The 13557-nt window shown below is 62.1% G+C and carries 15 protein-coding genes; 6 read left to right on the forward strand and 9 right to left on the reverse strand.

The window, feature by feature from the left end; translation table 11 throughout:
• Window positions 1–181: 181 nt before the first annotated feature.
• On the reverse strand, window positions 182–790 hold the full coding sequence (locus tag HDC30_RS03795; RefSeq protein ID WP_183780914.1) for a lytic transglycosylase domain-containing protein: 609 nt from the start codon (window positions 788–790) through the stop codon (window positions 182–184).
• 206 nt (window positions 791–996) lie between these two features.
• Here HDC30_RS03795 and gspG point away from each other — a divergent pair, with 206 nt between their 5' ends.
• The 3 genes from gspG (at window position 997) to HDC30_RS29050 (ending at window position 3254) form a co-directional block, all read left to right on the forward strand.
• Window positions 997–1425: a type II secretion system major pseudopilin GspG gene (gspG, locus tag HDC30_RS03800; RefSeq protein WP_064120121.1), complete on the forward strand. Its 429-nt coding sequence runs from the start codon at window positions 997–999 to the stop codon at window positions 1423–1425.
• A 14-nt stretch (window positions 1426–1439) separates the two neighbouring features.
• The gene (locus tag HDC30_RS03805) at window positions 1440–2627 is read left to right on the forward strand and encodes a type II secretion system F family protein (RefSeq protein WP_083368624.1); all 1188 of its coding nucleotides are present in this window, start codon (window positions 1440–1442) and stop codon (window positions 2625–2627) included.
• A gap of 75 nt (window positions 2628–2702) precedes the next feature.
• Window positions 2703–3254, forward strand: coding sequence for a hypothetical protein (locus HDC30_RS29050; RefSeq protein WP_311659014.1), 552 nt, complete (start codon window positions 2703–2705; stop codon window positions 3252–3254).
• 148 nt (window positions 3255–3402) lie between these two features.
• On the opposite strand, the gene HDC30_RS03815 is transcribed toward HDC30_RS29050, so the two are convergent.
• The gene (locus tag HDC30_RS03815) at window positions 3403–4302 is read right to left on the reverse strand and encodes a LysR family transcriptional regulator (RefSeq protein WP_083368622.1); all 900 of its coding nucleotides are present in this window, start codon (window positions 4300–4302) and stop codon (window positions 3403–3405) included.
• Between the two features lie 129 nt (window positions 4303–4431).
• Here HDC30_RS03815 and HDC30_RS03820 point away from each other — a divergent pair, with 129 nt between their 5' ends.
• Both HDC30_RS03820 and HDC30_RS03825 read left to right on the forward strand, forming a co-directional pair.
• Complete coding sequence (locus tag HDC30_RS03820; protein WP_183780916.1) at window positions 4432–5448, forward strand: alpha/beta hydrolase; 1017 nt, start codon at window positions 4432–4434, stop codon at window positions 5446–5448.
• Window positions 5449–5654: 206 nt separating this feature from the next.
• Complete coding sequence (locus HDC30_RS03825) at window positions 5655–7082, forward strand: mechanosensitive ion channel family protein (RefSeq protein WP_183780919.1); 1428 nt, start codon at window positions 5655–5657, stop codon at window positions 7080–7082.
• A gap of 192 nt (window positions 7083–7274) precedes the next feature.
• Here the strand turns inward: HDC30_RS03825 and ycaC are convergent, their stop codons facing one another.
• The 6 genes from ycaC to HDC30_RS29055 form a co-directional block, all read right to left on the reverse strand.
• Window positions 7275–7898 carry an isochorismate family cysteine hydrolase YcaC gene (gene ycaC, locus HDC30_RS03830; RefSeq protein ID WP_007961287.1) on the reverse strand — a complete coding sequence of 208 codons (624 nt, stop codon included), beginning with the start codon at window positions 7896–7898 and terminating at the stop codon, window positions 7275–7277.
• A gap of 68 nt (window positions 7899–7966) precedes the next feature.
• Window positions 7967–9805 (reverse strand): amidohydrolase, encoded by a 1839-nt coding sequence (locus HDC30_RS03835; RefSeq protein WP_183780922.1) that lies wholly within the window; start codon window positions 9803–9805, stop codon window positions 7967–7969.
• 30 nt (window positions 9806–9835) lie between these two features.
• Window positions 9836–10462, reverse strand: coding sequence for an antibiotic biosynthesis monooxygenase (locus HDC30_RS03840; protein WP_095136682.1), 627 nt, complete (start codon window positions 10460–10462; stop codon window positions 9836–9838).
• Window positions 10455–10871, reverse strand: coding sequence for a DoxX family protein (locus HDC30_RS03845; protein ID WP_096796196.1), 417 nt, complete (start codon window positions 10869–10871; stop codon window positions 10455–10457). The genes HDC30_RS03840 and HDC30_RS03845 overlap by 8 nt, the downstream gene beginning before the upstream one ends.
• Window positions 10872–11085: 214 nt before the next feature.
• Complete coding sequence (locus HDC30_RS03850) at window positions 11086–12009, reverse strand: LysR family transcriptional regulator (protein WP_096796195.1); 924 nt, start codon at window positions 12007–12009, stop codon at window positions 11086–11088.
• A 57-nt stretch (window positions 12010–12066) separates the two neighbouring features.
• Window positions 12067–12198 carry a hypothetical protein gene (locus HDC30_RS29055; RefSeq protein WP_260319884.1) on the reverse strand — a complete coding sequence of 44 codons (132 nt, stop codon included), beginning with the start codon at window positions 12196–12198 and terminating at the stop codon, window positions 12067–12069.
• 119 nt (window positions 12199–12317) lie between these two features.
• On the opposite strand from HDC30_RS29055, the gene HDC30_RS03855 reads away from it, so the two are divergent.
• Window positions 12318–12773, forward strand: coding sequence for a helix-turn-helix domain-containing protein (locus HDC30_RS03855; protein ID WP_183780925.1), 456 nt, complete (start codon window positions 12318–12320; stop codon window positions 12771–12773).
• A gap of 34 nt (window positions 12774–12807) precedes the next feature.
• On the opposite strand, the gene HDC30_RS03860 is transcribed toward HDC30_RS03855, so the two are convergent.
• Window positions 12808–13377, reverse strand: coding sequence for a flavodoxin family protein (locus HDC30_RS03860; protein WP_027611586.1), 570 nt, complete (start codon window positions 13375–13377; stop codon window positions 12808–12810).
• Window positions 13378–13557 lie beyond the last annotated feature (180 nt).

Genomic DNA, 13557 nt, shown 5'->3' on the forward strand with positions numbered 1-13557 from the left:
GGTGCTCTTGCGAACACTTCTCGACAAATGCCTTGGAGCAATCCGCGTGCCACAAAAAATCTCATTAGTGTTCAATCAGTTACCGCGAGCACTTGAGAATCCGGGGGATATTCCCCACCCGTTTCCCCCACTTTTCGGGCCTCTGCGGCTTGCCCCGAATGTGGGGAAAACCGGGTTGAGCTCACAACGGCGCATCCATGGCCAGGCCCTGCAAACGCCGGTACTGACGCAATACGTTCGGCACATATCGCTGGGTTTCAGCGAACGGCGGAATCACCCGGCCACGGCTGAGCACTGCGTCGGGGCCGGCGTTGTAAGCCGCCACGGCGAGGGCGATGTCGTTGTCGAACAAGGTCATCAGGCGCTTGAGGTATTTGGCCCCGCCCTGGATGTTGGCCTTGGGGTCGTAGACGTCGGTCACGCCCATTTCCCGCGCGGTGTCGGGCATCAACTGCATGAGCCCGCCCGCGCCTTTGGCTGAGGTCGCGCCGGGGTTGTAGTGGGATTCTGCGTTGATCACCGCGTGCAACAGCGCTTCGGGTAATTGATTGACCTTGGCCGCCGCCGACACCAGTTCCGCGTAAGGCTGGTTGGCGATCATTTGCGGCTGCTGATCAAGGCTGGCCACTGCGGCGTCAGCCTCGTGAATTACCCGTTCGTAGGTGCGTCCGGGTCGGTGAACGTTGGACAGCACATAGCTGCCCTTGGCGTCCACCGAGATGAATACATCGGCCTGCGCGGCGCCGCTGAGCAGCACACAACCGAGCAATCCGCTGGCAAGGAATTTCATGTCGGGCCTCCCCGGATCGACCCCGATAAATTGGGGGAAATGCCCCAATGGCCGATCACGCTTGAGCCATACGCAAGCACTGTGCCGACTCTCGAAACGCCCGGATTACAAGGGTTGCAGCCTAGTCGGTAGTTTTCAGTGGGGACTGAGCATGGCAATTGCATAAGCCCTCCTGGCGACACGGCTGCCACTCACGGGAGGTCATCATGAAGCTGCAATTTCGTCCGCGTGGCCAACGCGGTTTTACCCTGCTCGAATTGCTCGTGGTGCTAGTGGTACTCGGCCTGTTGGCCGGGATCGTCGCGCCGAAATACTTCGCCCAACTCGGTCGCTCCGAAGTGAAAGTGGCCAAGGCGCAGATCGAAGGGTTGAGCAAGGCGCTGGATATCTATCGACTGGAGGTCGGTCACTACCCGTCCACCGAGCAGGGCTTGCAGGCCTTGGTCACCGCACCGAGTGACGAAGCGAAATGGACCGGCCCGTACTTGCAGAAAAAGCTGCCGCAGGATCCGTGGGGACGTAATTACACCTACCGCTATCCCGGTGAAAACAGCGAGTACGACTTGCTCTCGATGGGCAAGGACGGCCAGCCCGGCGGCGAAGGTGAAAACGCCGAAGTGACCAATTGGCAGTGAACGGAGCGCGGTCCATGCGATTTCATTTGAAGGCAGTCGGCAAAGCGGGCGTGGTGTCCTTGAGCGTGGAAGCACCAGGCGACAGCGAAGCGCGGCGCATTGCCGAGGATCAGGGTTTGCGTGTGCTCAGCTCGCACGCCGACAAGCATTGGCGTTCGCTGAAACTGCGTCAGCGCGAGACCTTCAATCTGGTGTTGTTCAGCCAGGAACTGACCACCTTGCTCAATGCCGGCCTGCCGTTGATCGATGCGCTGGAAAGCCTCGCAGAGAAAGAAACCGCCCCCGCTGCCCGCAAAACCTTGAGCGAGCTGGTGCGCCTGCTGTACGAGGGCAAATCCTTCTCGCAGGCGTTGGGCCAGTTGTCGGCAGTGTTCCCGCCGCTGTACGTGGCACTGGTACAGTCCAGCGAGAAGACCGGCGCGGTCGGCGATGCACTGGGCCGCTATGTCAGTTATCGCCAGCGCATGGACGAGGTACGGCAGAAGATCATCAGTGCCTCGATCTATCCCATGCTGTTGCTGATCGTCGGCGGTGGCGTGGTGCTGTTCTTGATGGGTTACGTGGTGCCGCGTTTCAGCCTGGTGTTCGAAGGGCTGGGGAATAACCTGCCGTGGCTGTCGCAGGTGCTGATGAGCAGCGGCATGTTTTTGCATGCGCATCAGGCTGAGTTTTTCGGCGGGCTGGCGGCGCTGGTCATTGCCCTCGCCGTGCTGCAGAAGCAACCGGCGTTTCGCCGTGGGCTGGATCGGCTGGTGGAGAAACTGCCAGCCGTGCATCAACGGATTTTCATGTATGAACTGGCGCGGTTTTATCGCTCGCTGGGGATCCTGCTGCAGGGCGGGATTCCGCTGGTGACCGCCATGAGCATGGTACGCGGCTTGCTCACCGTGGCGTCGCGGGTGCGCCTGGATCAGGCTTGCGAGCGGGTGCGCGAGGGGCAGTCATTGTCTACCGCGCTGGAACTCAATCACCTGGTGACGCCGGTGTCCTTGCGCCTGCTGCGCGCGGGCGAGCAGTCCGGCAACCTCGGACAGATGATGGAGCGCAGCGCCGATTTCTACGACGAGGAAATCAGCCGCTGGCTGGAGTGGTTCGTGAAGTTGTTCGAACCGCTGCTGATGACCTTCATCGGCCTGCTCATCGGGGTCATCGTGATCCTGATGTACATCCCGATTTTCGAACTCGCTTCGAGTATTCACTGACCACGGGAACGGGTCGGCGCCCTGCAACCACGCACTTGTACGTTCCCAAACACAACCACAAAGACGGAGAACGATATGCACATTAAAAAGCTCGTGCTCGCAATGGCCATCGGCGCAGTTCTGTCAGCGTCTACGGTGCTGATTCCGGACAGTTTGTCCGGGGTATCCAGTGCTCATGCCAAGGATGGGGGAAGCGGTGGTGGTAGCGGCGGTGGTGGTGGTGGTGGTGGTGGTGGTCATGGCGGCAACGGCGGCGGGGGTGGCGGTGGTCATGGCGGCAACGGCGGCGGGGGTGGCGGGGGTGGCGGTGGTGGAAGCGGCGGCGGTGGTAGCGGCGGTGGCAACGGTGGCGGTGGCAGTCATGGCGGCGGCAACAGTGGCCACAGCGGCAGCGACCACGGCTCCGGACACTCGGGCGACAGCACCTCATCCGGCCGCAATGGCACGCACGCCGAAGCGGGGGATGACCATGGCGTCCATCGCGCTGGCGAAGTCGGTGATGACCACGGAGTCCACCGTGCCGGTGAAGTCGGTGATGATCGTGGCGCGCATGCAGCGGCTGAAGCCGGCGATGATCGCGGCGTTCATGTCGGCGGTGAGCCGGGCGATGACAAACGCGCCAACTGATCCATCCTGAAACACCACAATCCTTGTGGGAGCTGGCTTGCCAGCGATGAGGCCCGGTCGGGCAAAGCTATATTGCCTGACACACCGCCATCGCTGGCAAGCCAGCTCCCACAGGATTTTGCAGTGTTTGAAAAATCCACTGCAGGGTTCAGAGGGCGACGTGGCTCTCATTCAACCGTTCACGCAAAAACTCGACCAACGCCTGCACCGGACGCGAAGCCTGGCGATGCTGCGGGTACACCGCCGATAACGTCAGCGGTTCGGTGCGGTAGTCGTCGAGCACCGGCACCAGTCGCCCATCCTGCAGCGCCGCGCCGACAATGAACGTCGGCAGATAGGTAATCCCCATCCCCTGCACCGCCGCGTCCCTGAGCAACTCGCCGTTGTTCACGCGCATGCGCCCGGTGACATTCACCAGCAGCGGCTTGCCCTGCCCCGCATTGAACCGCCACTGCACCGAACGACCGTGGCCGTACGGCAGGCAGTCGTGGCCGTGCAGGTCTTCGGGGTTGAGCGGCGTACCGCGTTCGGCCAGATACGCCGGGCTGGCGCAGTACACCCGTTCGATGGAGGCAATGCGCCGGGCGATCAGCGTCGAGTCTTCCAGCACGCCGATGCGCAGCGCCAGGTCGTAGCCTTCGCCGAGCAGGTCCACCGGACGGTCGCTCAAGTCCACTTCCACGGTGACCTCGCGATAGCGCTGCAGGAACAGCGGCAGCAAACAGCCCAGATGCGCCACAGCGAACGACAGCGGCGCACTGATGCGAATCGTCCCCCGCGGCTCGGCGGTCTGCCCGGCGATGCCCTGCTCGACCTGTTCGACTTCGCCCAGCAGGCGCAGCGCCGACTCGTAATAACTCTGGCCCAGTGGCGTGACATCGAGGCGCCGGGTCGAGCGGTTCAACAGCCGCACGCCGAGGCGCTCTTCGAGCTGCATCAAACGGCGGCTGACGAACTGCTTGGACAGGCCCAACTGATCGGCCGCAGCAGTGAAACTGCCGGAGTCCATGACCTGGCAAAAAATACGCATGTCTTCGAACGGGTTCATTGTCACTCTCTGGTAGACAGTCAAACGCTTTATAGCCGCTTTTTCACTTTTCGACAGCTCATTAATCTGTGCTCACGGTTTGAAAACAGCCCGACACAACACCAATAACTTTCGAAAATGGAATTGAGCATGAACATCAAAAAAACCCTGACCGCATCCCTCCTCGCCCTGTCCATCGGCAACGCGTTCGCCGCCGGCAGCCCGGGTGTCGAACACAACACCCAGGCGTTTCTCGAAGCCCTCGCCGCCGGCGGCGGCAAACCGCTGGAGCAACTCAGCCCGAAGGATGCCCGTGCAGTGCTGACCGGCGCTCAGGCCTCGGTGAAGGTTGATCTGTCCGGAGTTGAAGTCAGTGACAAGACAATCAAGGTCGATGGCCAGACGATCAACCTCAAAGTGGTGCGTCCGGCCAAGGTCAAAGGTGAATTGCCGGTGTTCATGTTCTTCCACGGCGGCGGTTGGGTGTTGGGCGATTACCCGACGCACCAACGCTTGATTCGCGATCTGGTGGTCGGTTCTGGAGCGGTCGCGGTGTACGTCGATTACACGCCGTCGCCGGAAGCGCAGTACCCGACAGCGATCAATCAGGCTTACGCCGCGACCCAATGGGTCGCGAAAAACGGCAAGCAGATCGGGGTCGACGGCAAGCGTCTGGCGGTGGCCGGCAACAGCGTCGGCGGCAACATGGCAGCGGTCGTGGCGCTGATGGCCAAAGAAAAGCAGAGCCCGGCCCTGCGCTTCCAACTGCTGATGTGGCCGGTGACCAACGCGCAGTTCGACGACGGCTCGTACCAGCAATTCGCCGAGGGCCACTTCCTCACCAAGGGCATGATGCAATGGTTCTGGGACAACTACACCACCAACCCGGCCGAGCGCGCACAGATCCACGCCTCGCCACTGAACGCCAGCAGCGAACAGCTCAAGGGCCTGCCCGCCGCGCTGGTGCAGACCGCCGAGTTCGATGTGTTGCGTGATGAAGGCGAAGGCTATGCGCGGCATCTGGATGCGGCCGGTGTGCCGGTGACGTCGGTGCGTTACAACGGGATGATTCATGACTTTGGCTTGCTCAATCCGCTGAGCCAGATTCCCGAAGTGAAAGCGGCCGTGCGCCAGGCCGCGGCTGAGCTGAAAACACATCTGAACTAAGCCCCCTCCCTCGCCACACCTGACGGTGTGGCGAGTTTTTTGTCTGCAGGAACCCTTGTGGTGAGGGGATTCATCCCCGATGGGTTGCGAAGCGACCCCGCCGCTAACCAGAAAGGCAGGGGACTGCTGCGCAGTCCATCGGGGATGAATCCCCTCACCACAAAAGCCTCTTCAACACCAACGTTCATGCAGTTCCGGAGATCGCCATGTCCATCCTCCTCACCCATCCACTGTCCTGGAGCGCCGCCCTGCTGCTGCTCGATGCGCTGCTCTGGCACCTCGCGCCGTTCAAGCACCGCGCACCGAGAGTCGGCATTCGCCTGGCGCTGTTTCTGGCGTTCAGCGCACTGATCATCAACGCCGAGATCAGCCCGTTGCAGGCGCCGCTGTTCGCCGATGACCGGGTGATGCAACTGGGCGCGACCGCGCTGGCAATTGTCTGGTGGCTGTACGCCGCGCGGGTGCTCACCGAGGTGATCGGTCTGGCACTGATGCGGCGCATCGGCCACAGCGGTCGGCTGTTGCAGGACGTGATCGGCGCGCTGGTGTTTCTGGCGGCGATCGTCGCGGCCGCCGGCTATGTGCTGGAACTGCCGGTCAAGGGCTTGCTGGCGACTTCCGGGGTAGTGGCGATCGTCGTTGGTCTGGCATTGCAAAGCACCTTGAGCGACGTGTTCTCGGGGATCGTGCTCAACACCACCAAGCCGTATCAGGTGGACGATTTCGTGGTGATCGACGGTGTCGAGGGCAAGGTGCTCGACATCGACTGGCGCGCCACGCATCTGTTGACCAGCAGCGGAACCCTGGCCGTGGTGCCGAACTCGATGGCGGCCAAGGCGAAGATCGTCAATCTGAGTCGCCCGACCAACTTGCACGGGGTGTCGATCAGCATCAAGGTGCCGAATCACATTCGCCCACGGCGGGTGCTCGACGCCCTCGACCGCACGCTGCAGGGCAGCAGCAGTCTGCTGCTCAATCCGCCGCCCAAAGCCGTGTTGAAAGAGGCCGGCGAGGAGATGTCGGAGTACGTCGCCAGCGGCTTCATCAGTGAACTGAGCAAGAAAGGCGAAGTGCGCAATCAACTGTTCGACCTCGCCCATCGGCATCTCGAAGCCGCAGGTATTTCCCGCCATCCCGATGGCGTGATCGAGCCCTCGACCCGCGCCCGGGCGTTGCTCGATGAAGTGAAAGTTTTCCGCTCGCTGAGCCATGAGGAACGTGATCGCCTCGCCGAATCGATGGTCGCGCAGCAATACGCGGCCGGTCAGGTGGTGCTGGGGCTGGATGAAGTGCCCGACAGTCTGTTTGTCATCGCCACCGGGGTGGTCAGTGCGACCGTGCCCGACGGCAACGGCCAGACCGAAGCCGGACGCATGGGGCCGAGCGAGGTCATGGGCGAACAGAGCATCCTCGCCGATACCCCGTCGCAAGCGACGTTCACCGCGCTGACGTCGAGCATCATCTATCGCCTCGACAAAGCGCTGACCCGCCAATGCATGGAGCAGCGCAGCGAAGTCGGCCAGGCGCTGAACAAATTGCAGGCGGTGCGACAGCAGAACAGCCGGCTGGCGTTGATGGCCAAACCGGTGGCGGTGCGCAAGGGTGGTTTTTTGGGTTGGCTGCAAAAGCGCTGATGCGAGAGCAAGATCAAGAGCCCCCCTCACCCCAACCCTCTCCCCCAAGGGGGCGAGGGGGAAAGGGAGCCGATCTCCGTGTACTTCAATTTCGGAGATCGGCTCGGTATTGCAGGTCGGCGTATCGCGAACAAACCCCTCGGTCGGTCCCCTCTCCCTCTGGGAGAGGGCTAGGGTGAGGGGCTTCAGGCATCACTTGGCCGTGAACTTGGTATAGCTGTTGATCAGGTTGCGATAGTTCGGCAGGCGTTCGGACAGCAGATGCGCCAGGCCTTCCATGTCGTTGCGCCAGTCACCTTGCAGCTCGCACGCTACCGAGAACCAGTTCAGCAGGTGTGCACCGGCGGCCGACATGCGCGCCCACGCGGCTTGTTGCACGGTGGTGTTGAAGGTGCCGGAAGAATCGGTGACCACGAACACTTCGAAGCCTTCAGCAATGGCCGACAGGGTCGGGAATGCCACGCAAACGTCCGTCACCACACCGGCGATGATCAGTTGCTTGCGGCCGGTGGCCTTGATCGCCTTGACGAAGTCTTCGTTGTCCCAGGCATTGATCTGGCCAGGGCGCTGAATGAACGGTGCATCGGGGAATTGCTCGCGCAGCTCAGGCACGATCGGACCGTTCGGGCCGGCGTCGAAGCTGGTGGTGAGGATGGTCGGCAGCTTGAAGAACTTGGCGATGTCGCCCAGTGCCAGCACGTTGTTCTTGAACTCGTTGGGGGTGAAATCCTGTACCAGCGAGATCAGACCGGTCTGGTGGTCGACCAGCAGCACGACCGCATCATCTTTGTTCAGACGCTTGTAGGGAACGCTCATGGGAAACTCCTCGGTGGATGGTTGTTGCGTGAGGCGCCGACCGGATGGCCGGCGCTTTTTTGTAGTGATCAGAAAGCGAAACAGGAACAGCCGAACGCGCCCCAGAAACCGGCAAAGTCGCTGACTGGTGCGTTCGACAGTCGAGCCTTTTCATGGCTGTGCGCGTGCACTGCGCAGGCACCGACGCACTGGTGCACTTGCGCCTGCAAAGGCGAGTTCGGGCGCCAGTGGCCCGGCACCTTGACCACCGGCGACCAGTCCGGCAGCACGGGGATCGAGCGTGGGCCGAGGTCTTCGAAATCGCCGGCGGCGTAAACGATCTTGCCGCCGACCACGGTCAGCACCGACTCGATCCACTTGATCGCTTCTTCTTCGACGTGGAAGAAGTCCGCGCTCAGCGCCGCCAGATCCGCCAGTTGCCCGACCTTGATCTGGCCCTTCTTGCCCTGCTCCGACGAGAACCAGGCGCTGCCGTGGGTGAACAGTTCCAGTGCGGTAGTGCGTGGCAGACCTTCTTCGTACAGGGCCAAACCGCCGACGGTGCGACCGCTGACCATCCAGTACAGAGATGTCCACGGGTTGTAGCTGGAAACCCGCGTGGCATCGGTGCCGGCGCCGACCGGTATGCCTTCGGCGAGCATGCGTTTGATCGGCGGCGTGGCTTCGGCGGCTTTCGCGCCGTAACGGTCAACGAAGTATTCGCCCTGGAACGCCATGCGATCCTGAATCGCGATGCCGCCGCCCAGCGCCCGCACCCGCTCGATGTTCTGCGGGGTGATGGTTTCAGCGTGGTCGAAGAACCACGGCAAGCCATTGAACGGAATGTCGCGATTGACCTTCTCGAACACGTCGAGCATGCGGCTGATCGATTCGTTGTACGTGGCGTGCAAACGGAACGGCCAGCGCTGCTCGACCAGATGGCGCACCACCGGTTCCAGCTCCTGCTCCATGGTCTGCGGCAGGTCCGGGCGCGGTTCGAGGAAGTCTTCGAAGTCGGCCGCGGAGAACACCAGCATCTCGCCGGCGCCGTTGTGCCGCAGGTAATCGTCGCCCTGGTGCAACTTGACGCTGCCGGTCCAGTTCTGGAAATCAGTCAGCTCTTCTTTGGGCTTCTGGGTGAACAGGTTGTAGGCGATGCGCACGGTCAACTGGTCGTCCTTGGCCAGTTGCTCGATCACCTGATAGTCGTCGGGATAGTTCTGGAAACCACCGCCGGCATCGATCGCGCTGGTCAGGCCGAGGCGATTGAGTTCGCGCATGAACTGCCGGGTCGAGTTGACCTGATAGTCCAGCGGCAGCTTCGGCCCCTTGGCCAGCGTCGAGTACAGAATCATCGCGTTGGGTTTTGCCACCAGCATGCCGGTCGGGTTGCCGTTGGCATCACGGACGATCTCGCCGCCCGGCGGGTTCGGCGTGTCGCGGGTGTAACCGGCGACGCGCAGTGCGGCGCGGTTGAGCAGCGCGCGGTCGTACAGGTGCAGGACGAACACCGGGGTGTCTGGCGCGGCCTGATTGAGCTCTTCAAGAGTCGGCATGCGTTTTTCGGCGAACTGGAATTCGTTCCAGCCACCGACCACACGCACCCATTGCGGAGTCGGCGTACGGTCGGCCTGCTCCTTGAGCATGCGCAGTGCATCGGCCAGCGACTGCACGCCTTCCCAACGCAGTTCGAGGTTGTAGTTGAGGCCGCCACGGATCAGGTGCAGGTGCGAGTCGTTGAGACCGGGGATCACGCAGCGCCCGTGCATGTCGATCACTTGCGTGGCCGAACCACGCAGGGCCATGGCTTGGGTGTCGTTGCCAACGACGACAAAGCGGCCGTCCTTGATCGCCACGGCACTGGCCAGCGGCTTGCTGCGGTCTACGGTATGAAATTGGCCATTGAACAGAATCAGATCGGCGTTCATCGCAGTTCCTTTCGAGTAGATGAATGGGTGTCAGCGTGACGGCTGTTTCGCCGGCTCGACGTGAGCATGGGCCTGACCGGCTTCCAGCCACGGCGCGAACAACCGGGTCACGCGGGGCATGAACACGTACACCACCGACAGGACGATGGTCAGGGTGATCAGGAACGTGGCGACCACGTAGTTGGAAAGCAGCGGATGCAGCTTGAGCAGCGGCCCCCAGATCAGCGGCACCAGCAGCGTGTGCGGCAGAATCACCAGCAGGGTGATCACCGCTTGCTTCCAGCGCGGCGGCGGCTTCGCGGCATCGGCCAGCGGCGCGAACCAGAATTCGTTGACCGGTGCGACTTCGGTCTGGTCGCCATCGGCGAGCATCGGCGCCGCTTCATCCACCAGCGCCTGACGCTGCGGCGACTCCAGCCACAGTTGCATGGCCTCGGTGGAGGAAAAGCGCAGGACGCAGGTGTACGTGTCGAGACCGGCCAACTTGCCGCGCACCACGTCGACCCCGAGGTGACCGTCGCGCTGCCCGGCGACCCGGACGATGTTGCGCAACCACGCCTCGTATGGCTGTTCAAACCCGGCCTTGACCCGGTGCTTGACGATCAGGGTCACGGTTTCACCGACCCCCGGTGCTTTTGGACTCAGGGCTTCAGGCATAACGCAGCACTCCGGGCAGACGAACATTGAGCGCCAGGCGTCCCGGCCCGGCGATAAACACAGTGGCGAACAGGATCAACAGCAACCAACCGAATTGCCCCTCGGCCACACTCCATTGCGGATGCACGACCAGCAGCGCCACCAGCAGAACAAAAAGAATAGGCAAGCAGGCCAATCGCGCCAGCACCCCGGCGACGATCAGTAGCGGACAGAGGACTTCAGCGAAAATCGCCAGGCAGAGTGTGAGGTGCGCGCCGAGGTGGAACGGATCTTCGATCTGCTGCAATTGCGCGTTGAAGTCCAGCAGCTTGGGCAAACCGTGGACCCACAGCAGGAACAGCCCGCCGCTGACCCGCAGAAACAGCAGACCGATATCCTGTGCCTGTTCATCGTGTTGTGATGCGCTCATGACCCTACCCTTAAATCCTTATCGGGTTGAATCATGCTCGGTGCGGGCGAGGGAAAATTGAATGGATGTGCTCTCTTTCAGGCGAGTCGGATTCCTGTGCGAGCGAGCCTGGTGCGGGCGGCGATCCGACAGTGGCGTCCGGTCAGCCAGCATCATTGTTGAATGACATACCGTTTTCGCGAGCAAGCCCGCTCCCACAGGGAAACTTGGCGCGTCAGGCAGGCGGGATATCCAGCGGCGCCGCCATGAACTGGCTGATCCGCGAGCGCAGCCAGCGCTCGGCCGGGTCGTTGTCGTGTACCCCGCTCCAGGCCATCGACAGCTGTGCGGCGTCGATCGGGAACGGTGGATCTTCAGCGCGCAACGCGCAACCTTCGACCAGCGCACACGCGGCATAGTCCGGCACGGTGGCAATCATTTCGGTGCCGGCGAGCAACGCGCGCAAACCGCTGAACTGCGGCACGCCGAGCACCACGCGCCGACGCCGGCCAACCTTGGCCAGGTCCAGGTCGATGTTGCCGCTCAAGTCACCGGAGAACGAGACCATCGCGTGCGGGCGCTCGCAATATTCGTCCAGCGTCAGCGGCCCGGGGCGGTCGTCGCCGCGTAGCACCTTGCAGGGAATGTCGCGCAGTTTCTTGCGCTTGGCGTTGGCCGGCAGATCAGTGGTGTAACTGACGCCGACCGAGATTTCCCCGGACGCCAGCAGCGCCGGCATCAAGAGATAATTGGCACGGCGCACCACCACGACAATCCCCGGTGCTTCCTGCTGAAGCTGTCGCAGCAGCGGCGGAAACAGACCGAACTCGGCGTCGTCCGACAGGCCGATGCGGAACACGTCGCAACTGCTCGCCGGGTCGAACTCCTTGGCCCGGCTGACCGCGCCGGAGATCACGTCCATCGCCGGTTGCAGCTCCTGCAGAATCGCCAGCGCGCGGGCGGTCGGCTCCATGCTGCGACCGTTGCGCAGCAGCAAAGGATCATCGAACAGGTCGCGCAAACGACCCAGCGCGGCACTGACCGCCGGTTGGCCCATGAACAGTTTTTCGGCGACGCGGGTCAGGTTCTTTTCGAACATCAGCGCTTCGAAAATCACCAGCAGGTTCATGTCGACGCGACGCAGATCGTTACGGTTCATGGGCTCGTGTTCCTTGCTTGAGAAGTCGTGTTCAGTCGGGTGCGATAGCGCCGTACTTTACTTGATCAACGGTACGCTGGCCGCACGTTTGTATGGGCCGTATTTCACCGGCAGCCATTGGAAGTGTTTGTCGATGGCGACGACTTGCAGCGATGTGCTGAGTTCAACGTTTTGCGGCGCAATTAACAACGTTTAACTCGTCAGTCTTCCGGCCCCGTCCAACAATGAAACCCTCTGCGAAACATTGTTTTTTTGACCAGAGGGAAACGTGCCGAGCGTGCGTTACCCCCCCGACACGGACATTGGCCATGGCTCACTTACAACAAACAGTCGCCCTCGCCCCCTTCAGCGAATCCCGCACACCGCGCATCGGCGGCCTCAGTCCGCAACGCGAACGGCGGGCCAAACAGTTGATCCTCGATCGCCTGGGTGAAAGCCTGGAAGTCACCGAACTGGCAGAGGCCTGTTCGTTGTCACGCAGTCATTTTTCCCGGGCGTTCAAATGCAGTACCGGACTCTCGCCACAGGACTGGATCCGCACCCAGCGCATCGCTCGCGCCAAGCAGTTGATCCGGCTCACCCACTTGAGCCTGACGCAGATCAGCCTGGAATGTGGCTTCTGTGATCAGGCACATTTCTGCCATATCTTCACCCGCAGCGAAGGGATCAGCCCTTTCGCCTGGCGGTGTCGTGAGGTGCCGGGCATGAAGGCCGAAAAGCCACCAGCGTCGGCCGCGCCTGTCGGCATACGCCTGGCGGTCTAGACGCTGTCGCGCGCCAAGCTCATTTCCCTGCGCTTCATTGCTGCCTCAACCGCTGCGCCACTTGCGCCACCCGCTCGCCCAGGTGTGCCGCTGTGCGCCGGTCTTCGAGCGGCGGCGCCTGCTCGGGGGGCTGTTCGACATTGGATTGCGACATGGCCCCGAGCGCGCTGCCCAGACGATTCAACTGTCCATCGAAGCAGCCCGCCACCGAGCGCGCCGGGAGCAGGTCGAGCCCCACCCAGATCATCGAATGCTGCGCGGCGAACACCGCCATTTGCAGCAATGTATTGAGCTTGTCCCCGCACAGGCTTCCGGAATTGGTGAACCCGGCGGCAACCTTGTTGCGCCATGGTTTTGCCAGATAGAACGCCGCGCTGGCCTCCATGAAATGCTTGAAGCCCGCCGACGCGCTGCCCATGTAAGTCGGCGCACCGAAAATGATCGCGTCGGCGCGGTGCAACTCATCCCAATAGAACTCGACCTCTTCTACCGCCACCAACCGGCAGGTACTGCCCAAGTGCCGTTCGACGCCCTGCGCCACGGCTTCTGCCATGACGCGAGTGTGGCCATAGCCGCTGTGATAGACCACCACCACGTTGCTCATTGCGCCGTCCTCCGCTCGGGTGCACTCCATTGCAGCCATCAGGTCCTGGCCTGAGGCCAGGCTCGATTCAGCGGATTTTTGGGCTTGAAGCGAACACAGACGAGTTAATCGTTGTTAATTGTCCGCGAGACAAAGCGCTGGTCTGAACATTGCAGCGGGCAAAAATGCCGATCGCAGCAT

Origin of the sequence: Pseudomonas sp. JAI115, from assembly GCF_014200835.1 — a bacterium.
In the GTDB taxonomy this organism is placed as follows: Bacteria; Pseudomonadota; Gammaproteobacteria; order Pseudomonadales; family Pseudomonadaceae; genus Aquipseudomonas; species Aquipseudomonas putida_A.

Coding starts and splice junctions, on each gene's coding strand:
- HDC30_RS03795 (WP_183780914.1), bottom strand. CDS start 790: ATGAAATTCCTTGCCAGCGGATTGCTCGGTTGTGTGCTGCTCAGCGGC.
- gspG (WP_064120121.1), top strand. CDS start 997: ATGAAGCTGCAATTTCGTCCGCGTGGCCAACGCGGTTTTACCCTGCTC.
- HDC30_RS03805 (WP_083368624.1), top strand. CDS start 1,440: ATGCGATTTCATTTGAAGGCAGTCGGCAAAGCGGGCGTGGTGTCCTTG.
- HDC30_RS29050 (WP_311659014.1), top strand. CDS start 2,703: ATGCACATTAAAAAGCTCGTGCTCGCAATGGCCATCGGCGCAGTTCTG.
- HDC30_RS03815 (WP_083368622.1), bottom strand. CDS start 4,302: ATGAACCCGTTCGAAGACATGCGTATTTTTTGCCAGGTCATGGACTCC.
- HDC30_RS03820 (WP_183780916.1), top strand. CDS start 4,432: ATGAACATCAAAAAAACCCTGACCGCATCCCTCCTCGCCCTGTCCATC.
- HDC30_RS03825 (WP_183780919.1), top strand. CDS start 5,655: ATGTCCATCCTCCTCACCCATCCACTGTCCTGGAGCGCCGCCCTGCTG.
- ycaC (WP_007961287.1), bottom strand. CDS start 7,898: ATGAGCGTTCCCTACAAGCGTCTGAACAAAGATGATGCGGTCGTGCTG.
- HDC30_RS03835 (WP_183780922.1), bottom strand. CDS start 9,805: ATGAACGCCGATCTGATTCTGTTCAATGGCCAATTTCATACCGTAGAC.
- HDC30_RS03840 (WP_095136682.1), bottom strand. CDS start 10,462: ATGCCTGAAGCCCTGAGTCCAAAAGCACCGGGGGTCGGTGAAACCGTG.
- HDC30_RS03845 (WP_096796196.1), bottom strand. CDS start 10,871: ATGAGCGCATCACAACACGATGAACAGGCACAGGATATCGGTCTGCTG.
- HDC30_RS03850 (WP_096796195.1), bottom strand. CDS start 12,009: ATGAACCGTAACGATCTGCGTCGCGTCGACATGAACCTGCTGGTGATT.
- HDC30_RS03855 (WP_183780925.1), top strand. CDS start 12,318: ATGGCTCACTTACAACAAACAGTCGCCCTCGCCCCCTTCAGCGAATCC.
- HDC30_RS03860 (WP_027611586.1), bottom strand. CDS start 13,377: ATGAGCAACGTGGTGGTGGTCTATCACAGCGGCTATGGCCACACTCGC.